Origin of the sequence: Mesobacillus jeotgali (assembly GCF_900166585.1) — a bacterium.
GTDB classification, from domain to species: domain Bacteria; phylum Bacillota; class Bacilli; order Bacillales; family Cytobacillaceae; genus Mesobacillus; species Mesobacillus jeotgali_A.
Window position 1 is genome coordinate 275539 of record NZ_FVZC01000007.1, and the last position, 17643, is coordinate 293181.

The window sequence follows — 17643 nt, forward strand, 5'->3', positions numbered from 1 at the left end:
TAACAATATACTAAATAATGGAGGAAAATGATGATTAATGTCTTACGCGGTATAGGATTTATTGCGGCTGTTGTTTATTTTATCTGCCAATTCACTGCCCTGGGCGACAACCAGGCTATTGAGAAAGGTGCATTAGTGGTCCTCATTGTAAGTGTGTTAATCAGCTTCGTCATTCCTGATAAGAAAAAAGAGGAGAAGGCTTAGATGAACCAACGAAAAAGAAGACACTAATGTTAGTGTCTTCTTCTCGTTTCTGTAACAGACGTTTGCCGCGGCTGTTAAAAAAGGTGCTTCTACAATAAGAATACACAATATACTTGCATGAAAACAAGTGTTATGCGTGCATTTTTTCTGTCATTTGAGGGCTGACTTTCTTCTCAAGGAAGATTTCTTCCAGGGAAGGCTGGTCAGCGGTTACCCTGAACAGATCGATGCCCAGCTCGCTCAGACCACGGATGATGATTGGGATAGAATCTTCCTTACCAATTTCGACGCTTGTTTCGCTAGCACCTATTTCAATATTATGGCTGAATTTGCTTAAAAATGCATAGGTTTTTTCCTTTTTAGGACTGGCAAGAGGAGAGTGCACCAGTTTAATGGTCATTGTTGCATTGTGCTTTTGCCTTAGTTCATCCATGGTGCCTTCATGCATGATTCTTCCTTTCTTCATGATGGCAATACGGGTACATATTTTTTCAACTTCATGTAAATTATGAGAGGTCATAAAGATGGTCATACCGCCCCGGTTCAGCTCCCTGATCAGTTCTTGAATCTGGATCGCAGATTCGGCATCTACTCCAGATGTGGGTTCGTCCAAAAATATGAGGTCAGGGTTATGGACTATGGCTTGGGCGATTCCAAGCTTTTTCTTCATTCCAAACGAAAATTTGCCGACCTTTTTATTGGCATGTTCTTTCATGCCGACCTTATCAAGGACTTCAAGGCAATGCTGCTTGCCTGCCTTCACACCGCACAATTTTGAGAAAAAGCGAAGATGCTGCATGGCGGTTAAGTGGTCATAGAAGGTGGAGTAATCCGGCAGGACACCGACCTTTCTCCTTATTTCCGGAGTTAGGCTCTTTTCCGAAAACAGGGAGAACTCTCCGCTCGATGGCAGGATAATACCGGTAAGCATGTTGATGAACGTGGATTTTCCGGCTCCGTTTCTTCCCAGGAATCCATAGATTTCTCCTTGTTTTACTGTCAGGTCAATTCCATTTACGACCGTCTGTTTTCCAAACTCTTTATGGAGAGAGGTTGTTTTAATCACTTCCATTACAGATCACTCCTTTTAAACAGGTATATGGAAAGCACTAATAATAGGACTGTCATGGCGAGTGGCACCGTGATATAGGGACCTCCCAGATAAATATAGTAATAGGGAGAAAGAAATTTAAACCAGGACACAAATGGGTTTGAAGTGGCAATGGCCCAAAAACTGACGGCCGGGAACAGCAATGCCAGGATGATTCCGAAGAACATCGTTACAGCTGGTCTTGGGAAAATGACGGAAACCAAAAGAATCAAGGAAATCGAAAAAGTGATGAAAATAAGGCTTTCTGCAAAGCTGAGCCAAAGAAATTCCTTTGAAAAGCTGCTGATCAGTAAAAATGAGATGAATAAGCATAGGATCCAAAAAAGACTGATACCCAAAAACTTTCCGATGATGATTTTCGATCTAGAAGTTTTGGTCACAAGAAAGCGCATCGTTCGGGAGCTTACCTCACGATTGATGGTGTCGTGTGAGAGCCCGGAGACAAAAAAGAGGCCGAAGAAGACGATCAGGATCATGAGTCCTGCTGCATAGCCATTTTTCCCAAGTTCCTCGGTTCCTAACTCCTGCATGAACTGGCCCATGACATCCGCCAGCAAATAGGAGGAACCAAAAATGATGCCGATGATGGCCAATGTTTTAAAGCTTTTAAACAAACTCTTAAATTCATGAAAACAAATGGTATTCATGTTATCCGCTCCTTTCTGTCATTAAGTATAATGACTGCAGCTTAATTTCAGCTGAACACAATCTTAAATTCACCTTAATTTTGGGGGTAGACATGGAAAAGAAAAAACTGCTGCTGGTAGACGATGAAGAAGATTTATTGATCATGCTCAAGATGGTGATTGCAAAAGAAGGAGACTTTTCGATAGATACCGCCTCTACAGGCCAGGAAGCTCTTCATAAGGTTCAGCAGAACCAATATGACTTTATTGTGCTTGATATTATGCTCCCGGATATGGAGGGATACAGGGTCTGCACCGAAATCAGACAAATAGCCGACATCCCAATCCTGTTCCTGTCAGCCAAGAACTCCGATCTCGATAAATTAATGGGATTTGCCCACGGTGCAGATGACTATCTAACGAAACCTTTTAATCCGCTGGAAGTGGCCGCCAGGATCAAAGCCATCCTGCGCCGGACTTCTTTGCAAAAAGAGGACAGGACAGAGAAAGTATTGGATTTTGGATGGTTTTCTGTTCATTTATCCTCTGCGGAATTAAAGGTCGATGGAAAGGCTGTCCCGTGCACAGGCATCCTGTACCAGCTGCTGCTGCTGTTCTGCCGACATCCCAACCGTGTCTTTTCCAAAGAGGAGATTTACGAGCGAATCTGGAAGGAACCTCATTTTATCGATGACAATACAGTCATGGTGCATATCAGAAAGTTGAGGGAGAAGATTGAAAAAGATCCAAGCCAGCCGGAATATATCAGGACCGTCCATGGGCTAGGCTATAAATTTGTTGCGAGGGATTAAATGCGAGGAATTAAAAGAGATTTAACGCTGTATTTTATCTTCCGTTTCCTGTTTTTGCTGATCATGGTCATGATGTTTCTTGGAGGAATGATCCTATACCTCTCCTATCAAATCCTGCAGAACGAAACAAAAGGGAATTTTCATAGGACGACACGAGAATATCTTGAAAGCTCCCTCCACAGGGAAAATGGGGAAATCCGGATTGAAAATAAAATGAAACAGGCAGTGAAAACGCAGAATGGCTGGGTCCAGATCCTTAATGAAAGCGGGGAGGCAGTGGAAGGCTACCATGTGCCTGAAGGCGTTCCTGAAAGGTATGAATTAAACGATTTTCTCACACCTGCCCTCTCGTTACCCTATCAGGTGTCACGCTGGAACATTACAATCGACAAGGAGGAATATATTGTTCTTTATGGCCATTCCTCTAAAAGTTCGGAACTGTACGAACAAATTGCCGGCTATGCAGCTGCTGACACCATCCCTAAAGAAGTTAAGAGACTTGCAGACAAAGAGAAAGCAGCTATTTTTCTTCTGAATCATGAAGGAAGGATGATTGAACAATATGATGGGGGCCTGGAGCCAGAGATCAATTTTATCGATCTTCAGCAGTCATATGAATATAATCCGGAAGCAAAATATGAGATTGCCAGCGGAGCAGACCCTGAGACAGGGAATATCCTTACCGTCGTGACACTGAATCAAACCCAGATGGACGGAAAGGAAAATGATAAAGCTCTGAAAGTGTTCATTGCTTTTCTGCTCCTTCTGTTACTGATCTTGCTCCTGGTTTCCGTGAACTATGGAATGAAGATTGGAAGGGGAGTCCTCTTTATCATGGACTGGATCAATCAGCTCGCCAAAGGGGAGTATCCTCAGGAGAAGCTGTCACCCAAAGGGCATACCGAGTCTGCGTTTTTCAATCGGATTTACCATTCATTGACGAACCTGACAAGAACTCTAGATGAGAATAAAAGAGAAATTGAAGGCAATGAAAGACTGAGGGAAGAATGGATTGCCGGGCTGACGCATGATTTGAAGACACCAATAAGTTCGATTTATGGTTATTCCAAGCTTTTGCAGGCCGACCCGGAACGATGGTCGCTTGATGAGCTGAAAATCATGGGAAATACCATGACAGAGAAATCAGATTACATAATTGAACTGATTAACGACCTGACCTTAAGCAATCAGCTGGCAAACTCCTCTCTGAATTTAGAAAAAGAGAGAGTGGATGTGAGGGTAATTCTTCAACATTCCATTGCCTCGTTAAAGCTTGAGCTTGAGCGGAACAAGTCCGAAATACAGTTTGAATCTGATCCATCTGAGGTCATGTGGCCGGTCGACCCGACAGGTTTTAGAAGAATTTCCGATAACCTGCTGGCCAATGCGGTCAAGCACAATGCTGCCGGTACGAAGATTGCAGTGAAGCTGGATAGAAGGAACGGCGCACTGTATCTTTCGGTAAGAGACAACGGAAATGGAATGGATGAAATCACGCAAAGGAATCTTTTCAGAAGATATTACCGGGGAACGCACACAAAGGAAAGGGATTCCGGAACAGGATTGGGCATGGCGATTACCAGGCAGCTAATCCTTGCTCATGGAGGCTCGCTTGAATTGAAGAGTAAAATTGGGGAAGGGACAGAAATTTTGGTCTGGTTTCCCGGTGAATGAAGAAAAGAGATAATGCTCCTTTATGGCATTATCTCTTTTTTATGGCAATGCTTTGCTTCTTGGTCCTTATATGAGCGACTTGTTTTGTCATCTCAAATGCATCCAGGTACTTGGCGAGCAAGACAGCCAGAGCGCCGGCGGCAAGTATAGGCCACCAGGAATAGATGATTTGCTCGATTAAAATATTTAAAGGGACAACAAACAAGAAAAACAGAAAGGATGAGCGGTTTCGATGTTTGGCGGTAAGATTCCCTGTGATAATAAAAAGACTGTTTAACGCCAAAAAACATAGAAGAGCCACAAAACTGTACGAGATGTCGACCAGATTGAGCAGCCCCAGAGCGAAATATAACATCATCGCCAGGAACCAGGTGAACACCAGCAGGATACCTGCGGTGATATCGGATACCAGGCTGGCAGCTTTAGGAGTTACAGGAAATAAATAAGGGTTATTCAGTTTGGCCAGTTTTCCAGAAAACTTCAATTTTGAGTTCAGGATCAGCGTACAAATCAGGGCGATTGTCAGCGACAGTTCTTCGCCCGATCTCTTGGTGAAGGCATAGCCAAAAGCTGACGTTAAAATAATAAAACTTAACATATAGATGTAAGAAAGCAGAATGTCCTGATCCCTTAATGCTTTAATAAAGCTGACCTTAAGAAGGGCCCTGAACCTTGCGGGAAGAGCAATGAATACGAAGCTGGCCAGTTTTAAGAATACAACGATTTTCTGCTGGCTGATGGGAACGAAATGATACTTTTTTTCCGAAAGAATGTGCGAGATCATTGTTTTATGGCTGGCCAGCCCCAGCGCCGAGATGATGGCCAGAAGCGAGCAGAAGGCCGATGAGTAGCTGAGGGGCAGCAGTTTTTGATCTGAAAAATACAGAATATAGAACTGTATGATTAATGCCAGGCACAGGAATGAGAGAGTGATCACATACTTGATGATCCTCAGTTTTTTTAACCAGAAATAGAGATATTGCAGACATAACGCTGCAATGACGATTAAATGGAACATGATCATTGCCTTGGCGATTGTCAAAAGGGACTGCTGATAAAGCAAGAGCAGCCCTATCAAAATGATTTGCTCGATTTGCACAGCCCTGCTTAGCCATGCTGACGTTATATACTGATAGAAAAAGATCGTGCTTGGAAGAATCGGAACGTATTTAAAAGAGTCGAGTAAAACAGGAGTGCCTTTTTTGCCTATTCCTCCGATGATGGAAGCGGATAATAAGGAGATGGTAAAAAGTAAGGTGAAATACATATTCAGTGTCTGGCCAACGGTCCAATAATGGAACCCTGCGGACACACCGCCGTAAAAGAAAATCAGGAAGGCAAGCTCACTGAAGGTGAGAGAGTTTGTGGTTTCAAAAGCTTTATGATAGAGAGTCTTATAGGTTTTTAATTTCAAGTGAATCACCCTGCGGTTATATTGAGTAGCTTCCTGTTCTTAATTTCGAAGGATTTAGTAGAGATAGCCTCTCCATATTCCTTTAAGTGAGTCGTAATCAGCGTTAGCTTTCCGCGATTTTTTCGTTCCTGGAAAAGGTGAAGGACATGTTCGACAGATTCCGAGTCCAATCCTTCAAAAATTTCATCGCAGACCAGGAAAATTGGATCGATGAGCAGGCTGCCGATCAACTGTATCTTTTTCTTGCTTCCAAAGGATAGCGAACTGATCAATTCATCCCACTTATCCCCTACATTCAGCTGGACGCTCAGCTGAAGTGCTTCCTCCAGTTTAGGAGCTTGATTTAGATTGTATACATCAATAAGGAATGAGAAGTACTCACTCGGGGTGAGCAGATCCATGAATTGCTGATGGTCAATGGAAACGATGCAGCTATGCTGCCTTAAGTGCTGATGGTCATCAATGGAACGGCCCAATAACGTAATACTGCCACTGTCGATTGGCAGAAAACCAAGGATGCTGTTCAGGAAGACAGATTTTCCGGACCCGTTTGGCCCATAAAGCAGGATCACTTCTCCACTATGCAATTCCATGTCGATTTTATCCAATATTACTTTATCTTCAAATGTCTTGGTCAGGTCTTTCACCTGAAGCACGGGTGACTGCGTTTCCACTTTCATTTCCCCTTTTTTAGATAAGGATAGGCGTGCCCAAACTTTATGTAGTTTATTAGTTAGTAAGGTTAATAGATAATGGGCTTAGTTTGTAATGGTTCTTACAAGCCGATAATGGCTTTAAGGATTTCCCAAAGGATAGCAACCTTTGAGATATTTCTCCATAACCAACTTGCAACTGCAGAAGCACCTTTTTTAACAGCCGCGGCAAGTGCTGCATAATCAATAGCGCTTAATTTAGATTTTACTGCAGAAGCGATTTTACTCCAATATTGAACGATATATTTAGCGATTGTACCAATTCCTGGCATGTTTATTTCTCCTCCTGTTAAAGCCTGGCATCGCCTATCCATTTACAAATATACTAAACGTTTCTATAAATTGGTATTTCGTGTTTCCGCAAAGTTCATCATTTTCGGACAAATAATACCCGTCTGGAATGCTCTTGTCACAATGCCCACGCGGGTTTTGACGTTCAGCTTCCTGAAAATGCAACTAATCTTGTACTCTACCATTCTTTGCGAATAATTAAGAATTGACGCAATTTCCTTGTTTGGCACTTCTTTAGCGATTAGTAGTATGATTTTTTTCTCGGTCTCTGAGACGACTTCTGGCTTTACTGATTTCATATCTTTTTCCTCCATGTTTTTGAACGATTTGAATGATGTAAGGTGTTCATTTTTGTTTTTAGTCCGGCTTGAAGCGAAAAGTTTTCGGAATCCGTCAGGGCCATAAAAGAGCTAGGTGTCCAGATGAATTCAGGCTGATTCCTGAATTTTGGCAATCACTCTCCTCTATATCATTTTTTAAAATCACACTGGCAAAAAAGTCTGTATTGTCAGCATGATTTTGTCATGTGAGTGGTGATCCTAGACCTTTTCAAGCAGGTATGTGGAGTTAGCCAAAGTGGAGGTCTTATGCTATTTGAACCTGAATGGAAGAAAAGGAGGACACCTCATGTGATGGAAAATTTATACAAAGAACATTATATAATAATCTAAAAGTGGATTGTGTAAATTTACACGTTTTTTACAAATTTGGTTATAAAGCACTATTTCGTTCAATCCTTCGATTCTCCCCTCGCTCGGCAAACATAAAGTTTTAGAGGTTTCCTTTTTTATTTAGAAACACGAAAAAATAGATTGCGAATACTCTGATAGAGTCTTAAAATGAGGGAGGGAAAATGTTAGAGAGAGAAGGATCAGCATGTGGATTGCCGCGGCATTGGTAACGACGTTAAGCTTTGGGATCAATAATACGATTTTTAAATGGAGTACAGCACGACATCTTTCAAAAGTACATATTCAATTTTTCTTTTACTTGGTAGCCTTTCTGGTCACCCTTGGTTATGGAGTGGCGTCTGGGGCGCTGGAGTTCAACTTGCTGGCAATGGTTCTTGGCGGCCTGATTGGAATATTGAATGCAAATGGGAATATCCAAATGTCGAGGGCGTTTGAGAAGGGGCCGGCAAGCCTGACATCGCCTCTGGTAGGCGCAAACGCGATATTTCCGATTCTCGGTGCAGCGGTTATTTTTCACGAACAGATCAGCCTGCTTCAGTGGCTAGGCATTGTATTCATTCTGGGCTCGGCCTTGTTGATTCAATATTCGCCAGGCACGAACCGCGGGACTGAGTATGGGCCATGGCTATTTCGGGTGCTTTTGGCCATTCTTTCGTTCGGGATTCTTGGAATCTTGATGAAGACGACTTCTTATTTGCAAATCAGTTCGCTTAATACATTGATTTGCATGTATGGCGGCGGAAGTATTTATTTGGGAATCACCAGCATTCGGGAAAAAGAGCATTGGCAGCTGACAGAAGCCAATATCGGTTCTCTCGTTGGCTTGATCAGTGTCATCGGCTACAGCTGTTACTTTTATGCATTGCATGAGGGAACAGCGAGTATTATCTTCCCGATTGTCAGCCTGAATTGCCTGGTCGTCATACTTGCTGGCATCTGGCTTTTTAAAGAGAAAATCAAAATGTACCAGCTTGTTGGAATTTTTTCAGCGTTGCTTGGTATTATTTTTACGAAAATATGAGTTGAAAAGGCAGCCGCTAGTTGGTTGCTTTTTTTCTATAGGGAAAAACAGATGAAGTTTACTGTCCGATTCAAGAGTGGAAATAGTGTTGCCTCCAGTATACGACATAAAAAAACCGCACTCTTCCCAATAAAGGGTTGAGTGCGGCAGGAAAATCTATCTAATTCCGTCATGGACTTACCTTTTACGGAATTAGGAATTGCGTCCAAACATTACATAGTCAGTTGAGATTGGAAGGATATCGATAATACTATTTGTGTTCAAAAGATTATCGAGTTGGCTTCCTCTTACTGTTACGATTTGTGTTTTATTATAGATATCCCCATTGAAATTCGTAGACATCACGACACCATTTAGGAACACATTCTGTTGGTTTCCATAAGTGATGGTTCTCGTTTCTCCTGGACGAAGTGTAAAATAGAGTACTCCATCAAAGTTGGCCGGATCCGCCCCCTGACGAACAAGAAGACCAATCTGCAAAGTCGCTGCGCTGCGGTTATTAAACGTTTTTTGTGCCATTTTCATTCACCTCCCATCCTTTGGTTTAATACATCCTATTCTATTAACCAAAAGAGGGGAGGGCTTGTATAATAGTTGAATTTATCATTTTTTGATAAATGGGGACGTACCCTGAGCGAACTTAAATGAAAGCTAACAAAGTGAAACGGGGTGTCCCTAGCTTGCTGTCCTTAATTGGATAGCAAGCTTTTTTATAAACTTTGATCCGTGTTTGTTCAAGAAGATTTGTGGATATTGGTGGATTTTACAAGACTCGGGACGGTTCAAGTTTCTCATAAAACGTAAAATTTATTACGTGTTGGTATAAAGCGTTTACCTCAAGGAGTACACTTCCTTTTCGGAACTCCAAAATTGGAATCAACTGTAAAATATTCAAAAACGTGTTATCCTAATTTTAACAATTACGCGCAGGAACGAGTTTGATTGGATTGTGATATGCAAGTGTTTAAGAATGTGCACGTGAACGGTGGCAAACATTGGGTAGGAATTAGTTTTGCAGGGAATTATTTTGTTCAGTCACGGAGGGAGAGCATGGTTGCGAATATGGCTTATGGAGGACTTTTGGGCAGTTTCTTTATCCTGCTTGGTCTATTCATCTGGAGAAAAGGAAGCGTTTCTTTTTTAGCGGGTTATGCGAAAGATAAGGTGAACAATGAAAAATTAATGGCAAAGCGGATTGGACTGGTCATTGTTTTATTTGGTATTGAAACTATTTTGTTAATTGGCATCAGTCTTTTCATCATGCCGGTAGATGGCCTTATATATGGGGTTCTAGCCGGAATACATGTTTTGGTGATTTTAATATTAATGGTTTTAACGCAATTGAGTGATCATGAGTAATTTAATGCATTCCTTATAAGAAATATATTCGCTTAAGGAGGCGTTCTTCAGTGAGCATTAATCAGGACGCTAAACTATCCATGCATACTAGGAGCAGAAAGAATGAAAAAACTTATATTAGTAGGAGTTTTATTAATAGGAGTTTCTATAGGATATCTGTACAGTGATAAAGATTTATCGAATATAGTAGTATCAGAAGGAAAACTTCAGGATTCATATGAATCATTGGATGAAATGGAAAAACAAACTCCTTTAATTTTAATTGGGAAAAAAATAAGTGGAGAATCAATTATCGATAGAGATGAGGAAGGATTTCCGAATTATTATTTTACCGTTTCAGATTTTAAGGTTCATGCAGTTATTAAAAATGATACAGGACGAAAAATAGAAAAGAACCAAGAAGTCTCTATATTAGAAACCAGTGCTTTCGACAAAAATCAGGGTCAGCTATTAAGTGTTAGTGGATATTTACCGATGGAAAATGATAAACAATACATGCTATTTCTTGAACCAAATGATTCGGAAAAAGGACCTGCTGCAGGGTCATTCAACATTCAAGGTGTGGTTATGGGAAAGAAAAAGATAATAAGGATAGGAATAGACTTGAGGATAGAGAAACTAAACATTATGAAAAAGTTCATTTAAGAGCACATAAAAAAATGATTAGCGAATTAAATGAAAAGTATGGGACTATTTGGAAGATTAGTATTGTTTCAAGAGATACGTCCAGCTAATAATAATTAGTAAAAAATTTAAATTTGTGGGCCAGCGGAAGCCTCCACGGTATGCATAGCCAATCTGGCTTTATAAATTAAATGGCACGGCTCAAGTGTTTAAAAGATTATATCAGATTGTCAGAAATAAGAATGTCTTCAAGTCTCTTTGAAGGCATTCTATTTTTTGTGGAGATAACTGTCTGCAACTTGGATAAAATGGCTGAGATCATTGTTATTTTAGCAAGCCTCTGAACTTGCACGTAATATTCCTGATGTTCCACACTCTTTTTAAAAATAACCCCCGTGAACAAAATGAACAAAATGTTAACTAAGTTTTTAATGCTGTTTAAATGAATAATCTATCCTATTTTCAAAAACTTTGTAAAATTAAGAAAACGCTTACAAGGGGGAGTTACAAATGTTTTCGATGAAAAAGATTTCTGCAGTTTTATGTGCGGGTGCAATGGCGGTTAGCCTGGGTGCCTGCAGCAGTGATGCTCCTGCATCGTCTGCTAAAAAAGAAGGTTCAGGTTATCCTGCCAAAGCTATTACCGTGGTGGCGCCATCTGGAGCTGGCGGCGGATGGGATTTAACCGCACGTTCATTGACGAAGGTTCTGAGTGAAACAAAGATTGTTAAGCAGCCTATGACAGTTGAGAACAAGCCGGGTGGCGGCGGTGCTGTGTTTATGGCGGAATATGCTACGGCACAGGCAGAAAATAATGAAATGCTTTTTGTTAATTCACCTCCAATTATCATCAACAATCTGAAAAAAGAAGGAAACAGTCCATATGGGGTTAAAAATACAACTCCTCTGGCTCAGTTGACAAAGGATTATGGTGCCATTGTTGTAAAAGAGGACTCTAAATTTAAAGACCTGAAATCTGTTCTGGAAGAAGTAAAGAAGGATCCTAGTAAACTTACATTTGCCGGCGGTTCTGCGCCTGGTTCCATGGACCATCTGATTTCGATCCTGCCAGCTTATGAATATGGCGTTGATCCAACAAAAGTGAAATATGTTTCTTATGATGGCGGCGGAGAAGCGATTACTGCACTGCTTGGCGGGAACGCTGATGTCATTGGCACTGACGCTTCCAGTGTTAAGGAATTCTTGAAGGCTGGCAAGGTAAGAGTACTGGCGGTAACTTCTGCGGAACGTTTAGCAGGCGACTTCAAGGACGTTCCAACTGCAAAAGAACAGGGAGTAGATGCCGAATTTACGATTTGGCGCGGTGTGTTTGGACCTGAAAAAATGTCTGAAGATGCAAAAGCATATTGGGAAAAATCACTTGAAAAGCTCGCGAATTCCCCAGAGTGGAAGAAAGAAGTAGAGACACAGGGCTGGGATCTTGATTATAAGAATGGCGAAGATTTCAAAAAATTCCTTGAAGAGCAGGAAGGGCAGGTTCAGCAATTATTAGAAGCCCTGGGCATGGAGAAGTAATTAAAGGGGGGAGGGTTTTTCTTCCTTCCCCGATTCTTGAAAGGAGTAAGCGATGAGTATTCAATTCGATCGGATTGCCTCGATACTATTTTTAGCTACAGGAGTTCTTTTCATTGTTGGGAGCAGACAGCTTGCGACTTCTTCTTATGGCAGCTCCGTTGGTCCTGATATTTTTCCTTTATTACTTGGTATCATTCTTGTTCTGTTAAGCATTCGTTTGTTTTATGAAACCATGGCTGCAAAAGCCCAGCATAGTTCAAAAGAAAAATTACTGTATAAACCTTTCCTCATCATTTTTTTCGCTACATTGGTTTATATTTTGACATTGGAAACAATCGGGTATGTCATCACAACGTTTTTATTTTTATTTGTTTGTTTTCAAACGATGGAACGCTCTAAAGTGATTACTTCCCTTATCATATCTTCTTGTTTTTCCGGACTTGTTTATTTTATGTATGTAGAAGTATTAAAAGGGACGCTGCCAGGATGGCCAATTTGGCTTTCATAATTTTTGGTGTTGCTTTTTCGAAAGGTGGTTGTAGAAAATGGGTACACTCGAGTATTTATTTCAAGGCTTTGAAACAGCCTTCATTTGGTATAACCTCATATTTGCCTTCGTTGGAGTCTTGATTGGGACCGCCGTTGGCGTGCTCCCGGGGATTGGGCCGATGAGCGGAGTGGCGCTGCTGATTCCTGTTACTGCATCCGTCACTGGCTGGCTGCCGCCGGAATCCGCGGCAACAAGTGCCATCATTTTACTTGCAGGAGTTTATTATGGAGCCATGTATGGTGGTTCCACCACCTCGATTCTATTGAACACCCCGGGAGAATCCTCTTCGGTGGTCACAACGCTTGACGGTTACCAGATGGCCAAGAAAGGGAGAGCAGGAAGCGCTTTATCGATTGCGGCTATCGGGTCATTTGTCGCCGGGATCGTTACGCTTTTCGCCCTTATAGCACTGGCAAAGCCTTTATCGTCCGTTGCGCTGAAATTTGGTCCGGCAGAATATTTTTCATTGATGCTTTTAGGACTTGGAGCTGTCAGCGGCCTGGCCGGGAAATCAGTGACAAAGGCCTTGATCATGACCGTTACCGGATTATTGCTGGGGACGATTGGTATTGATAGTGTTTCGGGTATTGCGAGATTTACTTTTAATGTCCCGTGGCTTTATCAGGGGATTGAGTTCCTGACAATCGCCGTTGGATTGTTCGCGCTTGGAGAGGTTTTTAAGACAATCTTGGAAAAAGATGAAGAAGAGGGAGAAATCGCTAAGATTAATAATTTGCTGCCCTCAAAGGCTGAGTTGAAGGAATCAGCTGCACCGATTGCGCGCGGTTCTCTATTAGGCTTTTTTGTCGGGATCTTGCCAGGGGCAGGGGCAACTCTTGCATCCTTCTTTTCTTATATTTTAGAAAAAAAAATCTCGAAAAATCCTTCGAAATTCGGGACAGGCACCATTGCAGGGGTGGCAGCACCGGAATCTGCGAATAATGCCGCGTCCGGCGGTGCGCTGATTCCATTATTAACATTAGGTATTCCTGGATCAGGGACCACCGCTATTTTAATGGGAGCCTTGATGATGTATAACGTCCAGCCAGGTCCGTTATTATTCGAAGACCACCCACAGGTAGCATGGGGATTGATCGCCAGTATGTTTATTGGCAATGTCATGCTGTTGATCTTGAATCTTCCGCTGGTAAAAGTGTTTGCCAAGATTATTCAAACACCTAAACAATTCTTGATTCCTATCATTATTGCCATCTCGATTTTTGGTGTCTATGCTGTCCAGGTTTCAACAAATGATCTTTTGCTGTTACTGGCATGTGGAATTTTCGGCTATTTCCTCAGCAAAAATGATTATCCAATCGCTCCGCTTGTTCTCGGGCTGGTGCTAGGGCCGATGGTTGAGAATAACCTGCGGCGAGCATTGACGATTTCCAATGGGGATTTTAGTATTTTTGTATCACGCCCTATTTCTCTGGCGTTTCTCCTCATCACCCTGCTATGGCTTGTGATTCCGCTCTTGATGAAGAGGCGGGGTAAAGAAGTCATTATCAATGTAGAAGGTTGAATAATTAAAATAGTAAAAAAACTCCTTCATGTAAGGAGTTTTTTTACTATAATGAAGATAGAGGTGTTGGTGTGAAGTTACATTCGAAATTAATGCTCTTAATTGTTATCCTTATTGTCCTGCTTGGAGGAATTTTTGAAATCACCTTCAAAAATATTCTCGAGACGAACATGAAGAAGGAAATTGGCTCTAAAGCGCTGGCTGTGGCTGAATCAATTGCCAATATGCCAGAAATTGAAGAAGCTTTTTACGAGGATGATCCAGCGTCCATTATACAGCCGATCGCTGAAAGAATCCGGAAACAGGTTGGAGCGGAATTCATTGTCGTCGGCAACAGAAATGAAGTGCGTTATTCTCACCCCAATCCTGTTCGATTAGGACAAAAAATGGTCGGGGGAGATAATGGCCGTGTTTTTAACGGAGAATCTGTTATTTCCGAATCTGTTGGGACATTGGGCCCTTCTCTAAGGGGAAAAGCGCCTATCTTCAGCGAGGGAGAAGTTGTTGGCGTGGTGTCTGTAGGATATCTTCAGACCGATATAGAAAAGGAAATCTCAGCTATACAGAAAAAAATGTTCACTGCTACGTTTCTTATTTTAATAGGAGGTTTAATGGCGGCATTCCTGATCACGTTGAATATTAAAAAGGCGCTGTTTGGTCTTGAACCAAAAGAAATTGCCTGGATGTACCAGGAGAAACATGCCATATTAGAATCCATACATGAAGGAATCATTGCCATTGATACCGATGGTCGCATCACGGTCGTGAATGAAAACGCTCACAAAATATTGAGGGTGCCGAATGAGGTTCTCCTTCGCGGAAAAAGAATCGATGAGGTGTTGGAGAATACCCATCTTCTTTCAGTCGTTGCTACGGGACAAGCTGAATACGACCAGGAGATTATGATATTAGGAGAAGTCTATTTAGCGAATAGAATCCCTATTTTTAATAAGAAGGGTGATGTCATCGGCGCAGTCGCAAGCTTCAGGAGCAAGTCGGAGCTGGCGAAATTGCTGCAGGAACTATCCCATGTAAAAGCCTATGCGGAAGGGTTGCGCGCCCAAACCCATGAATATTCCAATCGGCTTTACACTCTTCTTGGCCTGATTCAGCTTGGATCATACAAGGAAGCCATTGACTTCATTTCTAAGGAGGTCGATGTAGCCCAGGGATTCATCCAATTTTTAATGAAGGAAGTGCCAGATCCAATCATTGCTGCCTTCGTCCTCGGAAAGTTCAGCCTGGCAAGCGAACTGAAGGTTGACTTTACAATCGACAGGGAGAGCAGCTTTAAAGATGTGCCAAATGAAATAGACAGAGATCACTTGGTGACCATTATCGGGAACCTGGTCAATAATGCCTTTGAAGCCGTCAGGGAGAACGGGAAAGCTGAAAAAAGAGTCATGCTGTTCCTGACCGATCTTGGCAAAGAGCTGATCATTGAAGTAGAAGATAACGGGCGAGGGATAGAAAGCGAAAACAACGAGCACATTTTTCAAGAAGGTTTTACAACGAAGAATAGGAATAGCAATTCAGGTATTGGTTTAAGCCTTGTGCAAAATGCGATTAATCAATTAGGTGGATCCATCACCTTTTCATCTAATCCGGAGGAAGGCACAATTTTCACTGTGGCGATACCAAAAAGCAGGGGGAAATGAACAATGGGGAAAAGGGACATTGAAGTTCTGATTGTCGAGGATGATTTAAGGATAGCCGAAATCCAAAAGCGGTTCATCGAACAAATCGAAGGATTTCAGGCTGTCGGAATTGCAGCCGGTTATGTAGACGCAATAACCTTAATCGATATTTTAAAGCCGGATTTGCTTTTGCTCGATGTTTATTTTCCGGATATGAACGGTCTCGAATTGTTAAAGGAACTCAAGCTGCAGTCAAAGCAAACTGATGTCATTATGATCACGGCAACGAGGGAAATCGAAAAAGTACAAGAAGCGATTAGTATCGGAGTTTTCGATTATATTATCAAGCCTTTAGTGTTTGAACGATTCAAGCAATCACTGCTGAGATATCAGGATTATCATGAAAAATTATCGCAATTAGGCAAAGCCAATCCTGTCGTGACACAGCAGCAGGTTGATAAACTCCTGCGAAAAGAAATGACTGAATTGGATAATGATAAATCTTACCTTCCAAAAGGGATTGACCCGCTGACGCTTGAAAAAGTAATGGAGGTCATTGGCAAGGGTGGAGCGGGACTTACGGCGGAAAGTGTCGCAAAAGAAATTGGCGTCAGCCGGACAACCGCAAGACGGTACCTTGAACATCTTGTATCCATAGAAAAGATAGAAGCTGATCTGACCTATGGCACCGTTGGGCGGCCGGAACGGGTTTATATGAGTATAGGGTAATGAAAACAAACGGGGACATGCGGATATACTGCATGTCCCAAACCATTTTATCCTTTTATTTGGTATAATAGTAAAAAATAACTAGATATATAGAAAAAGGGGTAACGAAAAAACATGGTATTGTTCTTTATCTTAATCTTTCTTGCTGATTTGTTATTAGGCTTCATGCAGGCGCCAGTATGGGCATTTATTTTGGTTAATCTCATTTTCCTCTTACTCTTTATGCTCAAAAGTTTTTATCCGGTTGTTTTTGAAAAGGATCCGGAAAAAATCATGAACTTTATGAAAAATTCCAAACATCCTCATTTCCAGTTCTTTTATTATTTTTTCAATGATCGGCTGGAAGAAGCAGAGAACAAGCTGAATCAAATCAAGTCTCCTTTTTACAGAAGACTTAATGAAGTGAATCTGCTTGTCAAAAGGAAGCAATTTAGTGAGGCAGAGGAGCTGGCGAGAGGATTAAAGGATAGCATGTATAAATGGTATTCCCTTGCTGGGATTGCGATGGAGCAGGGAGATCGTGAATCGTATCAAAAATATAAGGAAAAAGTCAGGAATCCTTTTTACCGAAGGCTATTGGAAATGGATGAAATGGTCCATGATGGGAAGAAGGAAGAGGTGCTCGCTGAACTGGATCATATGATTCCGAATTTGAGAGGGTCGAAGCTGCTCAGCGTTATTCAATATAAACAGGATATATCAAAAAGGCATGAGACTTAATTCTTTATGTAATCGTGGGACAGTTCTATAATGAACTGTCCTTTTTGATATTTTGCGAGATAACGAGAGCAGCCTGAAGGCATAGATTTGCGAAAAGCACATACAAAGAAAAGCTAAATCCATGATATGACTTTCAAAATTTTGACAATAACACCTGTTAATATTTATCCATAAAACCCCACTAAATTTAACAATGTAACTCCGCATATAGTTACAACCAGCCCTACTGTCATAGTTAAAGTGTAGGTTCTTAGTCTTTTAGTATCTATCCAGACTGTCATACCAATAATGACTGTAAATAGGACACCAAAAAACAATGCAGCAAAAGGATTGGTAGGTGTAATCCAATCATACCAACTAAGAAAGTCCATCATTCTCATCTCCATTTCACTAAAATCATCACTTGAA

19 protein-coding genes are annotated in these 17643 nt (G+C 41.5%); 12 read left to right on the top strand and 7 right to left on the bottom strand.

Annotated features, from left to right (window positions below):
- Nucleotides 1-27 precede the first annotated feature (27 nt).
- Nucleotides 28-204, top strand: coding sequence for a hypothetical protein (locus B5X77_RS23165; RefSeq protein WP_176167211.1), 177 nt, complete (start codon nt 28-30; stop codon nt 202-204).
- Between the two features lie 130 nt (nt 205-334).
- On the opposite strand, the gene B5X77_RS02790 is transcribed toward B5X77_RS23165, so the two are convergent.
- Together B5X77_RS02790 and B5X77_RS02795 are read right to left on the bottom strand one after the other, a co-directional pair.
- Nucleotides 335-1276: an ABC transporter ATP-binding protein gene (locus tag B5X77_RS02790; protein ID WP_079504877.1), complete on the bottom strand. Its 942-nt coding sequence runs from the start codon at nt 1274-1276 to the stop codon at nt 335-337.
- A complete protein-coding gene (locus B5X77_RS02795; protein ID WP_079504879.1) occupies nt 1276-1962 on the bottom strand; it encodes an ABC transporter permease in 687 nt (228 codons plus the stop codon). Before B5X77_RS02795 ends, B5X77_RS02790 begins: the two co-directional genes overlap by 1 nt.
- A gap of 92 nt (nt 1963-2054) precedes the next feature.
- Between B5X77_RS02795 and B5X77_RS02800 the strand changes: the two genes are divergently transcribed.
- Both B5X77_RS02800 and B5X77_RS02805 read left to right on the top strand, forming a co-directional pair.
- Nucleotides 2055-2753 (top strand): response regulator transcription factor, encoded by a 699-nt coding sequence (locus B5X77_RS02800; protein WP_079504881.1) that lies wholly within the window; start codon nt 2055-2057, stop codon nt 2751-2753.
- Nucleotides 2754-4427: a sensor histidine kinase gene (locus tag B5X77_RS02805; protein ID WP_079504883.1), complete on the top strand. Its 1674-nt coding sequence runs from the start codon at nt 2754-2756 to the stop codon at nt 4425-4427. It begins immediately after the preceding gene.
- 28 nt (nt 4428-4455) lie between these two features.
- Here B5X77_RS02805 and B5X77_RS02810 read toward each other — a convergent pair whose 3' ends face one another.
- The 4 genes from B5X77_RS02810 to B5X77_RS02825 all read right to left on the bottom strand — a co-directional run bounded on the left by B5X77_RS02810 (nt 4456) and on the right by B5X77_RS02825 (nt 7144).
- Nucleotides 4456-5841, bottom strand: a complete 1386-nt coding sequence (locus tag B5X77_RS02810) for a hypothetical protein (protein ID WP_079504885.1) — start codon at nt 5839-5841, stop codon at nt 4456-4458.
- Between the two features lie 5 nt (nt 5842-5846).
- Nucleotides 5847-6515 (bottom strand): ABC transporter ATP-binding protein, encoded by a 669-nt coding sequence (locus tag B5X77_RS02815; protein ID WP_176167212.1) that lies wholly within the window; start codon nt 6513-6515, stop codon nt 5847-5849.
- A 101-nt stretch (nt 6516-6616) separates the two neighbouring features.
- On the bottom strand, nt 6617-6826 hold the full coding sequence (locus B5X77_RS02820) for a hypothetical protein (protein WP_079504889.1): 210 nt from the start codon (nt 6824-6826) through the stop codon (nt 6617-6619).
- Nucleotides 6827-6889: 63 nt separating this feature from the next.
- Entirely contained in the window at nt 6890-7144 is a 255-nt protein-coding gene (locus B5X77_RS02825; protein ID WP_079504891.1) for a response regulator transcription factor, read from the bottom strand.
- 577 nt (nt 7145-7721) lie between these two features.
- Here B5X77_RS02825 and B5X77_RS02830 point away from each other — a divergent pair.
- Nucleotides 7722-8558: a DMT family transporter gene (locus B5X77_RS02830; protein ID WP_079504893.1), complete on the top strand. Its 837-nt coding sequence runs from the start codon at nt 7722-7724 to the stop codon at nt 8556-8558.
- 192 nt (nt 8559-8750) lie between these two features.
- Here B5X77_RS02830 and B5X77_RS02835 read toward each other — a convergent pair whose 3' ends face one another.
- Nucleotides 8751-9077, bottom strand: coding sequence for a hypothetical protein (locus tag B5X77_RS02835; protein WP_079504895.1), 327 nt, complete (start codon nt 9075-9077; stop codon nt 8751-8753).
- 531 nt (nt 9078-9608) lie between these two features.
- On the opposite strand from B5X77_RS02835, the gene B5X77_RS02840 reads away from it, so the two are divergent.
- The 8 genes from B5X77_RS02840 (at nt 9609) to B5X77_RS02875 (ending at nt 17235) form a co-directional block, all read left to right on the top strand.
- Nucleotides 9609-9917, top strand: coding sequence for a hypothetical protein (locus tag B5X77_RS02840; protein ID WP_079504897.1), 309 nt, complete (start codon nt 9609-9611; stop codon nt 9915-9917).
- Between the two features lie 102 nt (nt 9918-10019).
- Nucleotides 10020-10562: a hypothetical protein gene (locus B5X77_RS02845; protein WP_079504899.1), complete on the top strand. Its 543-nt coding sequence runs from the start codon at nt 10020-10022 to the stop codon at nt 10560-10562.
- Between the two features lie 489 nt (nt 10563-11051).
- Complete coding sequence (locus tag B5X77_RS02850) at nt 11052-12077, top strand: Bug family tripartite tricarboxylate transporter substrate binding protein (protein WP_139378288.1); 1026 nt, start codon at nt 11052-11054, stop codon at nt 12075-12077.
- A 52-nt stretch (nt 12078-12129) separates the two neighbouring features.
- Nucleotides 12130-12585 (top strand): tripartite tricarboxylate transporter TctB family protein, encoded by a 456-nt coding sequence (locus B5X77_RS02855; RefSeq protein WP_079504901.1) that lies wholly within the window; start codon nt 12130-12132, stop codon nt 12583-12585.
- Between the two features lie 37 nt (nt 12586-12622).
- Nucleotides 12623-14149 (top strand): tripartite tricarboxylate transporter permease, encoded by a 1527-nt coding sequence (locus B5X77_RS02860; protein ID WP_079504903.1) that lies wholly within the window; start codon nt 12623-12625, stop codon nt 14147-14149.
- A gap of 71 nt (nt 14150-14220) precedes the next feature.
- A complete protein-coding gene (locus B5X77_RS02865; RefSeq protein ID WP_079504905.1) occupies nt 14221-15807 on the top strand; it encodes an ATP-binding protein in 1587 nt (528 codons plus the stop codon).
- Nucleotides 15808-15810: 3 nt separating this feature from the next.
- Nucleotides 15811-16515 (top strand): response regulator, encoded by a 705-nt coding sequence (locus B5X77_RS02870; protein ID WP_079504907.1) that lies wholly within the window; start codon nt 15811-15813, stop codon nt 16513-16515.
- Nucleotides 16516-16629: 114 nt separating this feature from the next.
- The gene (locus tag B5X77_RS02875) at nt 16630-17235 is read left to right on the top strand and encodes a hypothetical protein (RefSeq protein WP_079504908.1); all 606 of its coding nucleotides are present in this window, start codon (nt 16630-16632) and stop codon (nt 17233-17235) included.
- Nucleotides 17236-17643 lie beyond the last annotated feature (408 nt).